The following is a 14,044-nucleotide window of genomic DNA, read 5'->3' as shown; positions in this document are numbered from 1 at the left end:
ATCAGAGTTCGCGGTACGTCAGAGAGATCGTGCAAACCGGATTTACGACTGCTGCGCAGCCGGACGCAGCCTTCGGCAGCTGCTACAAGGAAGGCGTAGCGCCAGCAGAATCACTTCGCCTGGTAAATGATCCCCGGGCTGCACTGGACCATCTGGTAATGATCCGGCAAACCGTTCAACGCTTCGGAAGCACCGAGGAACAGGTAGCCGCCCGGCTTCAACGTGCTGTGGATGCGCAACAGGATGTCCTTCTTCACCTCGGCGGAGAAGTAGATCAACACGTTGCGGCAGAACACGATGTCGAACTTGCCGAGGCTCGCGTAGCTGTCCAGCAGGTTGAAGGAGCGGAATTCCACCCGGCTCTTGATCGGCGCCTTGATCGCCCAGCGTCCCGGCCCTTTCGGGTCGAAATAACGCTGCAGGCGCTCGGGCGACAGACCGCGGCCAATGGCCAGGCTGTCGTACTCGCCGGTCTTGCAGTTGTTCAACATGGTGCCGGACAGGTCGGTGGCAACGATCTGCACGCCCATCCTCAACTGGCCCATATTGACCCGCTCGAACTCGTCGATGGACATCGACAGCGAGTACGGTTCCTGGCCCGACGAGCATGCCGCCGACCAGATGCGCAGGCGCTGGCCGGGACTGGCCTTGATCGCTTCGGGCAGTACCTTGTTCTTCAAGACTTCAAACGGGTAGGTGTCACGAAACCACAGGGTTTCGTTGGTGGTCATGGCATCCACCACCTGCTCGCGCAAACCGCTGCGCGGCTGGGTCTGCATGCGCTGAACCAACTCTCCCAAAGACTTGATGCCTTGCTGTTCCATCAGTTTGTTGAGACGGCTGGAGACCAGGTACTGCTTGTTTTCACCGAGCAAAATGCCACAGGCTTTTTCCAGGAATACCCGGAACTGTTCGAAATCCAAATTACCCGTAGACAATGATGCCGCCTCTTAAATCGTGTTGACTGCCAGGGGCGCGGGCCCCTAGCTGATATCTGCTGCTTTGATCCGGTCGACTACCCGGGATGCCAGGTCATCAGGACGGAATTTGGCCAGGAAGTCATCGGCACCGACCTTCTTGACCATCGCCTGATTGAAAACCCCCGACAACGAAGTATGCAGGATGATATGAAGCTTTTGCATGCGCGGGTCGTTGCGGATTTCCGCCGTCAGGGTGTACCCGTCCATCTCCGGCATCTCGATGTCGGAGATCATCATCAGGAACTCTTCTTCCGGCTTCTTGCCCTCGTCGACCAGTTTGCGTAGGTAGTCCAGCGCTTGCCGACCGTCGTTCAACGCCACCACTTCGACGCCGACCGTTTGCAGGCAACGCGTGACCTGCTTGCGCGCCACCGACGAGTCGTCAACCGTCAGCACGCGCAACGAAAGTGCCTTGTGCTGGGTTTCGACATCCACCACACCCACGGAAATCGCTTCCGGCGTCGGTGCCACTTCCGCCAGCACTTTCTCGACGTCGATGATTTCGACCAACTGATTGTCGACCCGCGTCACCGCCGTCAGGTAGTGATCGCGTCCGGTGCCCTTGGGTGGCGGATGGATCTCCTCCCAGTTCATGTTGACGATGCGCTCCACCGAGCGAACCAGGAAACCCTGGGTCTTGGTGTTGTACTCCGTGATGATCACGAACGGATTGTTCTTGTCCTTCAACGCACCGGAGCCGGTCGCCATCGCCAGATCAAGGATCGGAATGGTCGCCCCCCGGATGTTCGCCACGCCGCACACGACAGGACTGGACTTGGGCATCAACGTCAGTTTAGGGCATTGCAGCACCTCCCGAACCTTGAAAACGTTGATCCCGTACAGCTGCTGGCCGTCGAGACGGAACAACAACAGCTCAAGGCGATTCTGCCCCACCAGTTGCGTGCGCTGGTTTACCGAATCCATTACACCAGCCATGCCCAGACTCCTACACCAACGCCAAGTGTTGTTGCGACGCGCCCTCATCACTAAACGGCACGGCGCTTGCTTTTTTAATCGTTATGAACACAGAACCGACATTTTTTCGACGCCTGACCACACCCTATCGCAAATTGCTCGGCGTGCTGGCGGCTGTTTGCCTGTTCAACACTGGCAGCCCTGCCCTTGCTGACGCGGTTACCTTGCCTGACATGCTTATCGGCGTCACTCAGGGCTTTCTTGAATTCACCGTAGAAGACTATTTGGCGACCAGTCAAACCGAAGGTCGCTACGAGATCCAGGTCAACCCGCTCGATCCGCGCATGCACATGCCCATGTGCGACAAGGAATTGACAGCAACCCTTGAGAGTCCAAAGCCGCTGGGACGGGTCACGGTCAAGGTCCGCTGCGAGGGCGCATCCCCCTGGACGGTCTTCGTACCCGCTCAAGTCCGCCTGTTTCGCGATGTTGTGACCTCCGCCCGGCCACTGCGCCGCGCAGCCATTGTCGAGCCTGGGGATGTGGTCCTGCGCGAACGCGATATCAGCCTGATCGGCCAGGGCTACCTGACCACCCTCGATCAGGCGATCGGCCAGCGACTGACCCGACCAATGGTCACCGACCAGGTGATTACCCTGGTGCATATCGAACAGGCCGAGGTCATCCGCAAGGGTGATCAGGTGGTAATTACCGCCCGCAGCGGTACGCTCAGCGTGCGCATGCCGGGCGAAGCCCTGTCAAATGGCAGCCTGAGCGAACAGATCCGGGTGAAAAACCTCAATTCCCAGCGAGTCATCAAGGCGCAGGTCACGGCGCCGGGGCAGGTGGAAGTGTCCATGTAAGGATCTCTGTTCATCAGAATGTGGCGCTTGCGCTGGCTGTTCCCTAGACTGTGCTCCATGCAGGGCAAGCGCTGGCGCGCGCACGGCTCATTGATAAATGAGCCTAAAGTTTTCCAGGGAATGGCCGAAACCATGGCAAGCGTCCAAATTCCCAGAGGTTTTTTATCATGGTCATCGATTTCAGCCGATTAAACAGCTCCTCGTCCCTTTCGGGCAGTACACGTACCAGCGCCAGCAAGGAAAGCGCCGAAGCCGGCAAATCCGTGCCGCTGGAGTCCGCGGCCGAACAGGCCGGTACCGTCAAAAGCGGGGAATCGGTACATCTCAGCAATGAGGCTCAACAGTTGCAGAAGGTCACTGACAAGCTGCGCGATCAGCCTGCCGTCGACAACGCCCGCGTGGCCGAGTTGAAAGCAGCGATTGCCGATGGCAGCTATAAGGTCGACAGCAACCGTGTAGCCAGCAAACTGCTCAATTTCGAAGCCCAGCGCTAGGCCACCGCCGGCGCCAGGCTTTTGGACGCTTAAAACCCAAGGCCAGCCATGCACGACACTCATTTACTGCAACTGATCACCGACGACTTTGCTCCGGCGCAACACTTGCTGGAGTTGCTGCAGACCGAATCCCTGGCGCTGCATGGTCGCGACATGCCATTGCTCGAGGACATCCTGGCGCAGAAACAGGCATTGGTCGTTTTGCTCGAACAGCATGGCCGCAAGCGCAGTGAAATTCTCGCCAGCCTCAACCTGCCGACCAATCGCGACGGCCTGGAGCAACTGGCCAGCCAGTCGAGCATTGGCGACCAGTTGCTGGCGCAAAGTGACGTACTGACCGATCTCATTGCCCAGTGCCAGGCCATCAACGCCAACAACGGCCAGTCGATCCTCACTCAGCAAGCCGCTACAGCCACCCAGCTGAAAATCCTTACCGGCGGTGAAACCCCAGCGCTTTACGATGCCAGCGGAACCTTCTCCAAGCTTGCTAAGCCACGCCCGCTCAGTCAGGCTTAAACCGTTCGATGAGCCCGCTCTATCCAAGACGCAAAAGATGCTGGCAAAATGCTGGCTAGCCGTAGTCAAATTTTGTCTGGAGATTGATTAACCGTGTCCAATGCCTTATCCGTGGATGATGCTCCGCAGCCACCCAAGGTGCTCTCCACGCCCTTGGAAATCTCCGGCAACCTTCGCCAGCTGCTCGAAAGCCATGACCCGCTGATCATCACGTTCCACGAGCGCAGCCAGCGCTTCCAGAGCTATCTGGTGGAACTGGACCGTGAAAGCAACATGATGGCCCTGGACGAAATGATCCCCCGCGATGGCGAGCGCTACCTGCTGGCGGGCGAACCGTTCAAGGTCGAAGGCTTCCACGAAGGCGTGCGCATCGCCTGGGAAAGCAACGGCCAATTGACCATCGACGAATCCGGCAGCAGCCGTTGCTATCGTGGCAGCCTGCCCGATGAAGTGGTGTACCACCAGCGTCGTAATGCGTTCCGCGCCGCGCTGAAGCTGGCCCAACTGGTCAACGTCAACCTGGACGGCGAAAAGCTCAAGACTTCGATCAGCGGCAAGCTGCTGGATATTTCCGCTACCGGCTGCAAGCTGCGCTTCGACGGCGACATCACTGGCAGCCTGCAACTGGGTCAGGTTTACGACCGTTTCAGCGCCGAACTGCCCTTTGGCAAGATGACCGCTCCGGTCGAGTTGCGTTATCTGCACTTCGAAGAAAAGATCTCCACCACCTTCGCCGGCGTTCGCTTCCACAACATGAGCGGGCTGGTGCAGCGTCAGGTCGAACGCTTCGTCTACCAGTTGCAACGCGAAGCGCGTCGCTTCGACAAAGACGACATCTGATAGAGCGTCAACAAAAAACGGGCAGTCCCTTGCGGTGACTGCCCGTTTTTTTGTGCCCTGGATATTTAAGGCCTGGCCCCGCTGAAGTTGGGATCCCGCCCTGTATCAGGATCTTCCGGCGGCTGACCGGATTCAGTTTCGGTGACTGTTTCAGGCTCTGATTCAGGCTCTGATTCAGGCTCTGGCCCGGCACTTACCGGACCGGTCATCTGATCCTGCACCACCTGCTCATCAACACGCGGGTCGAGGCAGGCCACCAGCGGCGAACTCGTCATGTTGTCCGGCATGGCCACGTGATGCAGCGGCGCATCTTCCACCTGGTGCAGGTTGGTCACCGCTTTCGGACGAATTCGCCACACCAGTACCAACGCGAAGAAACTGAAAAACGCATAGAGCATCTGGCTGCCGAACAGCTTCATCAGCACCCCGGCCACCAGCGGCCCAATACTCGCACCCACACCATAAGTCACCAACAACATCGCCGTCAGGGACACCCGGCGATCACCTTCGACGTGGTCATTGGAGAACGCCACCGCCAACGGATACAGGCAGAACTGCACCAGCGAACAGACAAAACCGGCGAGAAACAGAACCTCCAGTGGCACCTGCGGCATGATCGCCAACGGCAGTGCGGCCAGCGCCAGGCTGAACGCGAAACTGCGGATCAACACCGCCCGGTCGTAGCGGTCGGACAACCAGCCCAACGGCCACTGCACCAGCAGCCCGGCAAAAATGCAGCTACCCATGAACAGGCCGACCTGCTCCGTGGACAACCCTTGTTGCGAGGCATACAGCGGCGCCAGACCGTAGAACGACCCCACTATCAGGCCCGCCCCAAGCACCGTACTCAATGACTGCGGCACGCGCTTGATAAAGAACCGTGGCTCCATCGGCGCCGGATGCAGTGGCGCCGGGTGGATCCGTCGGGTCAGGGCCACCGGCACCAGACACAAGGCGAAGCACAGGGCGACCAACATCAGCAGTTCCAGCCCCAGCGCCGGATGCATGACCAGAATCAGTTGCCCCATCACCAACCCCAGGTAGGAGGCGATCATGTAACCGCTGAACACCAACCCGCGCTGCCTGGCTTCGGCCTGTTCGTTCAGCCAGCTCTCGATCACCATGTACTGGCACATCATGCCGAGGCCGACGATCACCCGCAGGAACAGCCAGGCCGGCAGCCAATCGACCAGGCCATGGCCCAGCACCGCCGCGCCGACGATCCCGGCACAGGCCGAATAAGCCCGGATATGCCCGACCCGGGCAATCAAGCGGTGACCGATCTTGCCCCCCAGCACCAGGCCGAAGTAGTTGGCGGCCATCAATGCACCGACCCACAGACTGTCGACATGGTCGGCAGCCAGGCGCAGCCCCAGGTAAGTACTCAACAGGCCCGAGCCGATCAACATCATCAGCGAGGCGAAATACAGCGCTCGAAAGGATTTCCAGATTTGGCGCATCGGCGTTCCGAGCGGCTCCTTGCAGTGAGAATCGGCTACCGCTAAACGATAGCCGGATGTCGACGGATCGTCAGGCCTGGGCCGCTAAAACGCGACGCTCCCAGGGCGTAATTTCATCTTGGAAACTGCTCAACTCCAGGGTCTTCGAAGCAATGTAGCCTTCGATGAATTCCGCGCCGAACAGTTCCTTGGCCAACTGGCTACGTTTCAGACGCTCAAGTGCCGCATGCAAGGTACACGGCAACGAAAGATTATCCGGTACTACGAATTCACCCTGGATCGGCGCGCTCGGTTCCAACGCGTTCTCGATGCCATGCAACCCCGCCGCCAGGCTTGCGGCAAGCGCCAGATACGGATTGGCGTCGGCGCCCGGCAAGCGATTCTCGACCCGGCGGGCCACCGGCAAACTGGCTGGAATGCGCAAGCCGGCCGCCCGGTTGTCATAGGACCAGCAGGCATTATTCGGTGAAGCGTAAGGGTGGCACAAGCGCTGATAGGAATTCACGTTTGGCGCAAACAACGCGGTGAAGTCGGCCATGCAAACCTGCTGGCCGGCAATGAAATGGCGGAAGGTTGCCGTCTCCTGCCCCGCCTCGTCACTGAACACATTACGTCCCGAACCGATCTCGACGACGCTCTGGTGAATATGCATTGAACTGCCCGGCGTATGCGCCAACGGCTTGGCCATGCACACCACGCTCAGACCGTGCTTGAGGGCAACCTCCTTGAGCATGTGCTTGAACAGGAATGTCTGGTCGGCCAGCAACAGCGGATCACCATGCAGCAGATTGATCTCGAACTGGCTGACGCCCATTTCGTGCATGAACGTATCGCGAGGCAACCCCAGGGCCGCCATGCACGCGTAGACCTCATTGAAGAACGGCCGCAGGCCGTTATTGGAGCTGACACTGAACGCCGACTGACCGTTTTCGCGGCGACCGTCCAGCCCCAGCGGCGGCTGGAACGACTGAGTCGGGTCGGTGTTGGGCGCAAAAACGAAGAACTCAAGCTCGGTCGCCACCACGGGCGCCAGGCCGCGGGCCGCGTAACGGGCAATCACGGTCTTGAGCAGACCACGGGTCGACAGGCCGCAGCTGGTGGTGGTGCCCAGTTCATTCGCGTCGCAAATGGCGAAGGCCCGCGGTGGATTGCTCCAGGGCAAGCGGTGGATTTGTGCAGGGTCCGGGATCAGCGCCAGGTCGCCATCATCGCTGCCGTAAAACCGCGCCGGCGGGTATCCGCCCATGATGCATTGCAGCAGCACACCCCGCGCCATCTGCAAACGTCGACCGTCGAGAAAGCCCTCGCAGGTCATCACTTTGCCCCGTGGAACGCCATTCAAATCCGGCGTGACACATTCAACTTCATCAATGCCCGTCAATCGCTGCGCGAGTGAACTCAGGCCAACGCTCGTCATGACGCAATCCTTGTTATTGTGCGGGCCGCGAACGGCGACCGTACAAAATAGGCTCCGCGTGTTCGGAATTTCAAGCAGCGTCGATAAATATGCTGGCTGTCAGGGCAGGAAAAGACGGAACACTCCACCGCCCAACGGTCCGCCATTACTGATTTCGGTACGCCCACCGACACCGTTGCGTTGATGCAACGCGGCAATGCGTCCGGCAAAGTACAGGCCCAGACCGGTACTGCCGCTGCTTTGGTTGATGCCCTGCACGTAATCGGCCTGACGCTCGAGCATCTGCGCCGGGTACCCCTCGCCATCGTCATTGATGGTCAAGACCAGTTGCCCGGCCTCGTCGCTGACACTGATCAATACCGCATGGCGCGCAAAGCGAATGGCGTTGTTGATGCAGTTGGCCAATACCGAAGCGATCAATTCACGATCGAAGAAACCCAAAGGGCTCAGCGGGTCCACTTCATAGGTGACCATGATGCCGCGGCTGGCGAACACTTCCTGATGGCAAGCCAGTTGCGCTTCGATGAAGTCGTCCAGTTCATGGTAGGCCGGCTGCAACGGCATCTGGTTGACGCCGAGCTTGTACAGCCCCAGCAACTGCACCAGCATGCCATTGAGGTGGGCGAACTCGAAGTCGATCACGCCCTGCTCCGGCGTCTGCTGCGCCGACTCCGGCAATCGCGCCAGCCACTGGCTGTGGGCTTGCATCAGCATCGCCAGCGAGTTCTTCATGTCGTGCACGGTAGAGGCGATCACCGTGGAGAAATCCAGTGCCTGTTCGTTGTCGTTCATTGGCCAAACGCCTTGCTTTTCAGCTTCTGGTAACGCGGATAACGCGCGTCGGTATCGGGCATCAGGCCGACCATTTTCAGACAGGTCCGGCATTCTTCCAGCTCCGCCGAAGGCACGCCGGTATCGGTGCCATGCAACAACGACTGCGCCATGTTCAGGGCGATACTGATGTTCTTCGGTTGCATTGCCAGGGCTTTGCGAAAGACCTGCCGGGCCTCCACCAGGTTGCCGGTCTTGTATACGCGCACGCCCTGACGGTTGAGTTCCGCGGCGGCGTTGCCGGAGTTGAGGATGGTCGGGTCATCGGTCTGCTTGGCGATGTCCTTCATGACCGCCGGATCGTCGCCGTAGATTTCCACGCAGTTTTTCAGCATCGCGGTGCCGGCCTCGGACTGCCCGAGCATTTTCAGCTGCTTGGCCACCAGCAAGGCCGCTTCGGCGCTCATGAATTGCTCCATGCCGTCCAGACGCAACAACGCTTGCTCGGTGAGCTTGTCGGCTGTCTCGGCATCGTTGAGCAACAGGCTGGTGGCCTTCATCAGGCGCGCCCGAATTTGCAGGCCCGGATCGGAGGGGTTTTCCTTGGCCACGGCGCTCAATGTGGTGTTGATTTCCAGTCGGGTCCGCGTGTCCAGGCCCCTTTCGCTGCCCTTGCTGATCAACGCATGGGCCAGGCCGAGATTGCTCTCGGCATCCTTGAACCGTGACTGCGCGCCCTGGCTCACTGCCTGGCGATAGGCCTTGGCCGCCGTGTCGAAGTCCTCGTTGGTCATCGCCAGCTTTCCGAGCAATGCTTGTCGGCGCACCGCCAGCGGCGACAGGCGAATCGCCTCTTCCAGAACGCGCTGTGCACCTTTGGTGTCCCCTTCGGCGACCAGTACATCCGCCATGCCGTCATACAGCGACGGCATCATCGGGAAGACTTTCAGGGCTTTTTCATAAATGCCTTTGGCCTGCCCGACCTGACCGCGCTTGAACAGCAACTTGCCCAGCCCGGCAAACGCCCATGGCAACGGACGGTCGGCAATGATGCCGTCGTAGAGGCGCTCCAGCGCTTCGTTCTGATTGAGGTCACGCAGGGCATCGGCGCGATAGCGCAGGCACAGCGGCGAATAACGAATGTCTTGTTTGCACAGGGCGATGCAGGCGTTGAGCACTTCCATCGGTTTGCCGCGGTCAAGGGCCTGCAGGATCGGCTTGAGCAGGGTCTTGCGCTGCTCCAGGCGCTCCAGGCGCTGGGCCAGGCTGGAACGGTTGAACGGCTTGGTCAGATAGGCATCGGGCTCGTGCTCCAGTGCACTGAGCACCATAGCCTGGCTGGTTTCGGCGGTGACCATGACGAACACCGCTTCATGACTGATCAGCTTTTCCTCCATCAGGTCTTCGAGCACCTGCTGGCCATTCTTCTTGCCGTCGCCCAGGTGAAAGTCCTGCAGGATGAAGTCGTACTGCTTCTGCGAACACATTTTCAGCGCCTGTTCGCCGGTATCGGCAGTGTCCACTTCCTTGACGCCCAGTTCACGCAGCATCGACCTGACCGAACTGCGGAAGTCCGAGAAATCATCGACGATCAGAAAACGCTTTTGGTGATACGACAGCATCGAAGATTTCCAGGCAATTTAAGAAGAAGAACCCAAAGGCAAATACACGGACGGACTCAGCTTCGCAGCCCCTGTTTTAGCGCGCAGATGATAGCTGGTAGCCCTTAGCCATCAAACACCTTCTCATCGTCAATCAGCATATGCGTCGACAGCGAGAGACGAAGAAGCCCGTAACTGTCCGGGTTATCGGCCAGCCATGGCATTCCCTTGAGAACCTCCCTCAATGCTCACGCTGAATATGTGCAGGCGTTGCTGAAAACGAGACCGGCCAGTGCTACTCACTGATGTCTTCAAAATCTGGCTTGCAGGCGGCTCGGCCAGGCAGGTTTCGCCGACAAATTGACTAAGTCGAAATTAGCCCTCCTAACTGCACACCATTTGTCGGTTAATTGACGATTTTGATCAGGGTCAGACTTTGGTCGCGGGTCATCCGTGACGAGCCTAATACCTTGATTTTCGAGGGGTACCCCCCTCCTTGAGAACATCGGTCAAGCCTACCCTCACGGGGCTTGTATCAAGGGCCGACGGATGGTCAGGCCGGCAGCGCTCCGGGCTGACCTAGACTCCGTTGAGAGGCATGCGGGAGCACATCATCATGCGTATTCTGTCGATCATTATTCGTATTTATTTACTCTCTCGGGTTTTGCCTGCCTTTGGGAAACGTTCGCCCTCCCTGCCTGTGCTGTTGCTGGAAATGACCCCTGGGCCGCTGGTTGCCAATGCCTGGGCGAGCACCATCACGACCTCCCGGCGCTCAAATCGCCTCTTCAATCGCGGCGAGCAAGTGAGCACCTTGCTGACCCAGACAGGCCAGCGGGTGGAGGCCATCGTTGGTTTTTCAAGGGGGTCAGGAAGATGATCACTGACCAGGAAAGACCAATAGGCGTGATGTTGATCGATTGTCGCCCCCTTGTGCTTATGGGCCTTCAAGACTTGATTAATGCCAGAAAGCCCCGGATGGAAGTGACAGGCCAGGCCACCACCTATACCCATGCGCTGGATCTTGCCGATCAGTTGCGGCCCAATGTCATTTTTTTCAGTTTCTTTCCGGATGCGCTGAACCCTCTGGATGTCGTCGCGGGACTCACCCGTAGCGCCGAAATGAAAGTGCTGCTGCTCAAGGGCCTGTACGAAACCGTCCCCGCTGCCCAGGCGATAGAGGCTGGCGCTCGCGGCGTCGTGCTGGCGGAAGACCCGACGGAATCGATTATCCAGGCCATCCTCAAGGTCCACCATAGCGACATTGCAATGGATAGAGCCTGGGCTGGCGGCCTTTCCGGCTATGCCGCGACCGGGCATATACCCTTGAAATGCAATCTGGAGCAGGCGAAACAGGCGCGGTTGACGCTGCGCGAGAGAGAATTGATTTGCGCCATCGTGGGCGAACCGTCCGCCAAATATGTGAGCATCGCCGGGCGCCTGGGGATCAGCGAGCACACCGTGCACAACCACCTCAGCAACATCTATCAAAAGCTTAATCTCATCAACCGCATCGACTTGCTGATGTATGCGCTGAAACACGGGCTCACCAACAATAAAACACCGCCCAATTCCGCCTGGGTGGAACTGGATTGAATTTCAAGTTGATACAAGACGGTCTGCCCCTCACTTTCAGGGGGTAGGCCGTCACCGTGTCGCCGTCCATGTCGAAGACCCGGAACAGGGTGCCCGGAATGTTGATGTCGTTCTCGGTACATCCTGCCGCGTTAACCTGTATCTACCCGCCGCGCTCTTTAAGCCCTGTGTTGCTCGCCAGTTCACAGCGAATGCGATCCCGGGATCTCGTATTAGAACGGCCAAAAGAATGCGAGGGTGGTTTCCTAGGCCACCCTCGCATCCGTTCACGCGCGCAAAGCCTCAAGCGCTGCCAAAAAAGATGTCGGTACTCTGGATATGGGCCCCGACCAAGGTGATGGTCGTTGTTTGTCCGCCAGACTCGGCAACCGTCACGACGCCGTCTGCGCCGGTGTTGTTGATCGATTGGACAACGGCATTCGGGTCGCCGTTAAGCACCAGTTTGTCTTGCACGCCTGAGCCCACATCGAAGCCGGTGACCTGGTACCGGTTCTCATTGACTGACAGATCGATGTTGAACGCATCCTGCTTAGCGATCGTCCCAGCCAGCGAGAAGTCGAAGGATGCGTTGGCCGGGTCGTTGGCGAACAGGTTGGCGGCAAACGTACTCGTCGCCGAGTCCCCATCCTTGTCTGTCAGCGTCGCGCTGAACGCCAGCTGGACATCGCTGGCCAGACTCTCGCTCTGCTGAATGAACTGGATCACTGGAATCTTGACATCGCCCCGGCCCATCGTCAGCTGGACAGCGTCGATCAGTACCGTACCCTCCTTCTGGACGAGGAAGGACACCTGCCCGCCAGCCTCCGGCGTCAGGGTGTTCACCTCGACGCGGTTCGAAAACGAGCCATCCGCGTAGTAGATCCTGTAGTACAGGTCTTCGGTCGCCGTGTTGTAACCCGCCACGGAGTTGTCGATGAAGACCTTCATTCCCGTCAGCAGGCTCTCTGGATTGATGACGAAACTTTCATCGGCGGCGCTGATTGCCGCCAGGTTATCGCCCTGGAAAACGTTGTTGGCGACGCCGATGCCAGACGTGCTGACATTCATCGCCGCCGGGTCTATGTACGACGGCAGGGGGTTGGTCTGTAGCGCGGCTTCGGTGGGGTCGGGTGCTCCGAGCCCGATGCCGGTCAGGATGTCCGCAGTCGACGCAAGCGCCTTCGCGGAAAAGAACACAATCTCCTCGGATGTCGAAGGAATGGCCGGGTTACTCGTCTGCGGAATTAACAACGTGCGCACCGAATCCGGGCCACCGGCAGCGAGCGAGCCGTCGGCACTGCTGAGCACTATCGTCGAACTGAAGCCTTGCACCAGATCCAGTGCATAGCGACCATCGGCATAGGCGGTCAGCGTGTAGTCGACGGTGGTATTCGCCGTTGCGGCGTTGTTGTCGAAATCACCGGTCAACGTTCCTGCGAAGTGGTACGCGCCATTGATATCCGGTGATGGCGCCAGCTCGTTGAGCGTGCCGGTCCCGGTCGTGGTCGTGTTGTCTGGCCTGATGAGGGTGAACTGGTTATTGACCAAGGAGATATCCAGACCGGCCGCACCCAGACCGTCGGCCCCCGTCGCCATATTCCAGAACCCGGATTGCGCAAGGACACTACCGGTCCCGATCAGGTTGCCGAAAGTGAGTGCCGGGCCGTCATCCCTGAACACCAGGTTCTGCCCGATGTTCAGCGTCGCCAGGGCGCTGTCGCCGTCCCTGTCGGTCTTGATCGCGGTCAGCGTCACCAGGTTGTCCGAGGTCAGGCTCGTCGAGTCATCAGGATTGCTGGTGTTTGGATGCACCACGGCCCGGAGCTGGTCGAGCGTGACGCTGCCATCGGCGGCCACGCCGACCGAGAATACCAGCAGGTTGCCCGTGGCCGTGCGCCCTTCCACCACGGTGCCGTTGAGTGACAGGTTCACCGCCTCTCCCGAAGCCGTGTCCGTCAGCCCGGAGGCTCCGGCCACCACGCCCAGCGCATAGGTCAGGGTTCCAGCCCCATCGGCGCCAAACGCCGAATTGAAGTTGGCGGCGAAACTCTGGGTCGCGTTGGTCGCCAGTACCGTCTCGTCCACCGTCAGCGTCGGTTCCACCCCGGTGGTACTGATGCTCGGCCCGTCGTCCTTGAACACCAGGTTCTGCCCGATGTTCAGCGTCGCCTGGGCGCTGTCGCCCTCCTTGTCGGTAATGGTCGCCGTCAGCGTCACCAGGTTGTCCGAGGTCAACGTCTTCGAGTCATCGGGATTGCTGGCGTTGGCATGCACCACGGCCCGGAGCTGGTCGAGGGTGACGCTGCCATTGGCGGCCACGCCGACCGTGAACACCAGCAGGTTGCCCGTGGCCGTACGCCCTTCGACCACGGTGCCATTGAGCGACAGGTTCACCGCCTCGCCCGAAGCTGTGTCCGTCAGCCCGGAGGCTCCGGCCACCACGCCCAGCGCATAGTTCAGGGTGCCGGCACCATCGGCGCCAAACGACGAGTTGAAATTGGCGGTAAAACTCTGGGTCGCGTTGGTCGCCAGCACCGTCTCGTCCACCGTCAGCGTTGGCTCTGCACCGGTGGTGGTGATGCTTGGCCCATCGTCCTTGAACACCAGGTTCT

Annotated in this window: 13 protein-coding genes; 6 read left to right on the top strand and 7 right to left on the bottom strand. The window is 59.5% G+C overall.

What is annotated here, in order from left to right:
* Positions 1-110: 110 nt before the first annotated feature.
* Both cheR and PMI28_RS02465 read right to left on the bottom strand, forming a co-directional pair.
* Positions 111-938: a protein-glutamate O-methyltransferase CheR gene (gene cheR / locus PMI28_RS02460; protein ID WP_007980127.1), complete on the bottom strand. Its 828-nt coding sequence runs from the start codon at positions 936-938 to the stop codon at positions 111-113.
* A 45-nt stretch (positions 939-983) separates the two neighbouring features.
* Positions 984-1,916, bottom strand: a complete 933-nt coding sequence (locus PMI28_RS02465; protein ID WP_007980130.1) for a chemotaxis protein CheV — start codon at positions 1,914-1,916, stop codon at positions 984-986.
* 83 nt (positions 1,917-1,999) lie between these two features.
* Between PMI28_RS02465 and flgA the strand changes: the two genes are divergently transcribed.
* The 4 genes from flgA to PMI28_RS02485 all read left to right on the top strand — a co-directional run bounded on the left by flgA (position 2,000) and on the right by PMI28_RS02485 (position 4,608).
* A complete protein-coding gene (gene flgA, locus PMI28_RS02470) occupies positions 2,000-2,758 on the top strand; it encodes a flagellar basal body P-ring formation chaperone FlgA (RefSeq protein ID WP_007991995.1) in 759 nt (252 codons plus the stop codon).
* 167 nt (positions 2,759-2,925) lie between these two features.
* Positions 2,926-3,252 (top strand): flagellar biosynthesis anti-sigma factor FlgM, encoded by a 327-nt coding sequence (flgM, locus tag PMI28_RS02475; protein ID WP_007991993.1) that lies wholly within the window; start codon positions 2,926-2,928, stop codon positions 3,250-3,252.
* Between the two features lie 48 nt (positions 3,253-3,300).
* Positions 3,301-3,768, top strand: coding sequence for a flagella synthesis protein FlgN (locus PMI28_RS02480; protein WP_007991991.1), 468 nt, complete (start codon positions 3,301-3,303; stop codon positions 3,766-3,768).
* A gap of 93 nt (positions 3,769-3,861) precedes the next feature.
* Positions 3,862-4,608 carry a flagellar brake protein gene (locus PMI28_RS02485; RefSeq protein ID WP_007991989.1) on the top strand — a complete coding sequence of 249 codons (747 nt, stop codon included), beginning with the start codon at positions 3,862-3,864 and terminating at the stop codon, positions 4,606-4,608.
* A gap of 65 nt (positions 4,609-4,673) precedes the next feature.
* Here PMI28_RS02485 and PMI28_RS02490 read toward each other — a convergent pair whose 3' ends face one another.
* The 4 genes from PMI28_RS02490 to PMI28_RS02505 form a co-directional block, all read right to left on the bottom strand.
* Entirely contained in the window at positions 4,674-6,068 is a 1,395-nt protein-coding gene (locus PMI28_RS02490; protein WP_007991988.1) for an MFS transporter, read from the bottom strand.
* A gap of 70 nt (positions 6,069-6,138) precedes the next feature.
* Complete coding sequence (locus PMI28_RS02495; RefSeq protein ID WP_177318989.1) at positions 6,139-7,383, bottom strand: glutamine synthetase family protein; 1,245 nt, start codon at positions 7,381-7,383, stop codon at positions 6,139-6,141.
* Between the two features lie 201 nt (positions 7,384-7,584).
* On the bottom strand, positions 7,585-8,277 hold the full coding sequence (locus PMI28_RS02500) for a sensor histidine kinase (protein WP_007991984.1): 693 nt from the start codon (positions 8,275-8,277) through the stop codon (positions 7,585-7,587).
* Positions 8,274-9,878 carry a tetratricopeptide repeat-containing response regulator gene (locus PMI28_RS02505; RefSeq protein ID WP_007991982.1) on the bottom strand — a complete coding sequence of 535 codons (1,605 nt, stop codon included), beginning with the start codon at positions 9,876-9,878 and terminating at the stop codon, positions 8,274-8,276. The genes PMI28_RS02500 and PMI28_RS02505 overlap by 4 nt, the downstream gene beginning before the upstream one ends.
* A gap of 595 nt (positions 9,879-10,473) precedes the next feature.
* On the opposite strand from PMI28_RS02505, the gene PMI28_RS02510 reads away from it, so the two are divergent.
* On the top strand, positions 10,474-10,737 hold the full coding sequence (locus tag PMI28_RS02510) for a hypothetical protein (RefSeq protein WP_007991981.1): 264 nt from the start codon (positions 10,474-10,476) through the stop codon (positions 10,735-10,737).
* A complete protein-coding gene (locus PMI28_RS02515) occupies positions 10,734-11,453 on the top strand; it encodes a response regulator transcription factor (RefSeq protein WP_007991979.1) in 720 nt (239 codons plus the stop codon). The genes PMI28_RS02510 and PMI28_RS02515 overlap by 4 nt, the downstream gene beginning before the upstream one ends.
* Positions 11,454-11,735: 282 nt before the next feature.
* On the opposite strand, the gene PMI28_RS02520 is transcribed toward PMI28_RS02515, so the two are convergent.
* A partial coding sequence (locus PMI28_RS02520; RefSeq protein ID WP_007991977.1) for a DUF5801 repeats-in-toxin domain-containing protein occupies positions 11,736-14,044 on the bottom strand: 2,309 nt, incomplete at its 5' end.

This window comes from Pseudomonas sp. GM48 (assembly GCF_000282335.1).
Taxonomy (GTDB): domain Bacteria; phylum Pseudomonadota; class Gammaproteobacteria; order Pseudomonadales; family Pseudomonadaceae; genus Aquipseudomonas.
This window is presented reverse-complemented; position numbering and strand designations above follow the sequence as displayed.

Bases quoted from the DNA above. Each gene is read 5' to 3' on its own strand.
- PMI28_RS02500 (WP_007991984.1), bottom strand. From the start codon at position 8,277: ATGAACGACAACGAACAGGCACTGGATTTCTCCACGGTGATCGCCTCT.
- flgM (WP_007991993.1), top strand. From the start codon at position 2,926: ATGGTCATCGATTTCAGCCGATTAAACAGCTCCTCGTCCCTTTCGGGC.
- PMI28_RS02510 (WP_007991981.1), top strand. From the start codon at position 10,474: ATGCGTATTCTGTCGATCATTATTCGTATTTATTTACTCTCTCGGGTT.
- PMI28_RS02465 (WP_007980130.1), bottom strand. From the start codon at position 1,916: ATGGCTGGTGTAATGGATTCGGTAAACCAGCGCACGCAACTGGTGGGG.
- PMI28_RS02505 (WP_007991982.1), bottom strand. From the start codon at position 9,878: ATGCTGTCGTATCACCAAAAGCGTTTTCTGATCGTCGATGATTTCTCG.
- PMI28_RS02495 (WP_177318989.1), bottom strand. From the start codon at position 7,383: ATGACCTGCGAGGGCTTTCTCGACGGTCGACGTTTGCAGATGGCGCGG.
- flgA (WP_007991995.1), top strand. From the start codon at position 2,000: ATGAACACAGAACCGACATTTTTTCGACGCCTGACCACACCCTATCGC.
- PMI28_RS02480 (WP_007991991.1), top strand. From the start codon at position 3,301: ATGCACGACACTCATTTACTGCAACTGATCACCGACGACTTTGCTCCG.
- PMI28_RS02515 (WP_007991979.1), top strand. From the start codon at position 10,734: ATGATCACTGACCAGGAAAGACCAATAGGCGTGATGTTGATCGATTGT.
- PMI28_RS02490 (WP_007991988.1), bottom strand. From the start codon at position 6,068: ATGCGCCAAATCTGGAAATCCTTTCGAGCGCTGTATTTCGCCTCGCTG.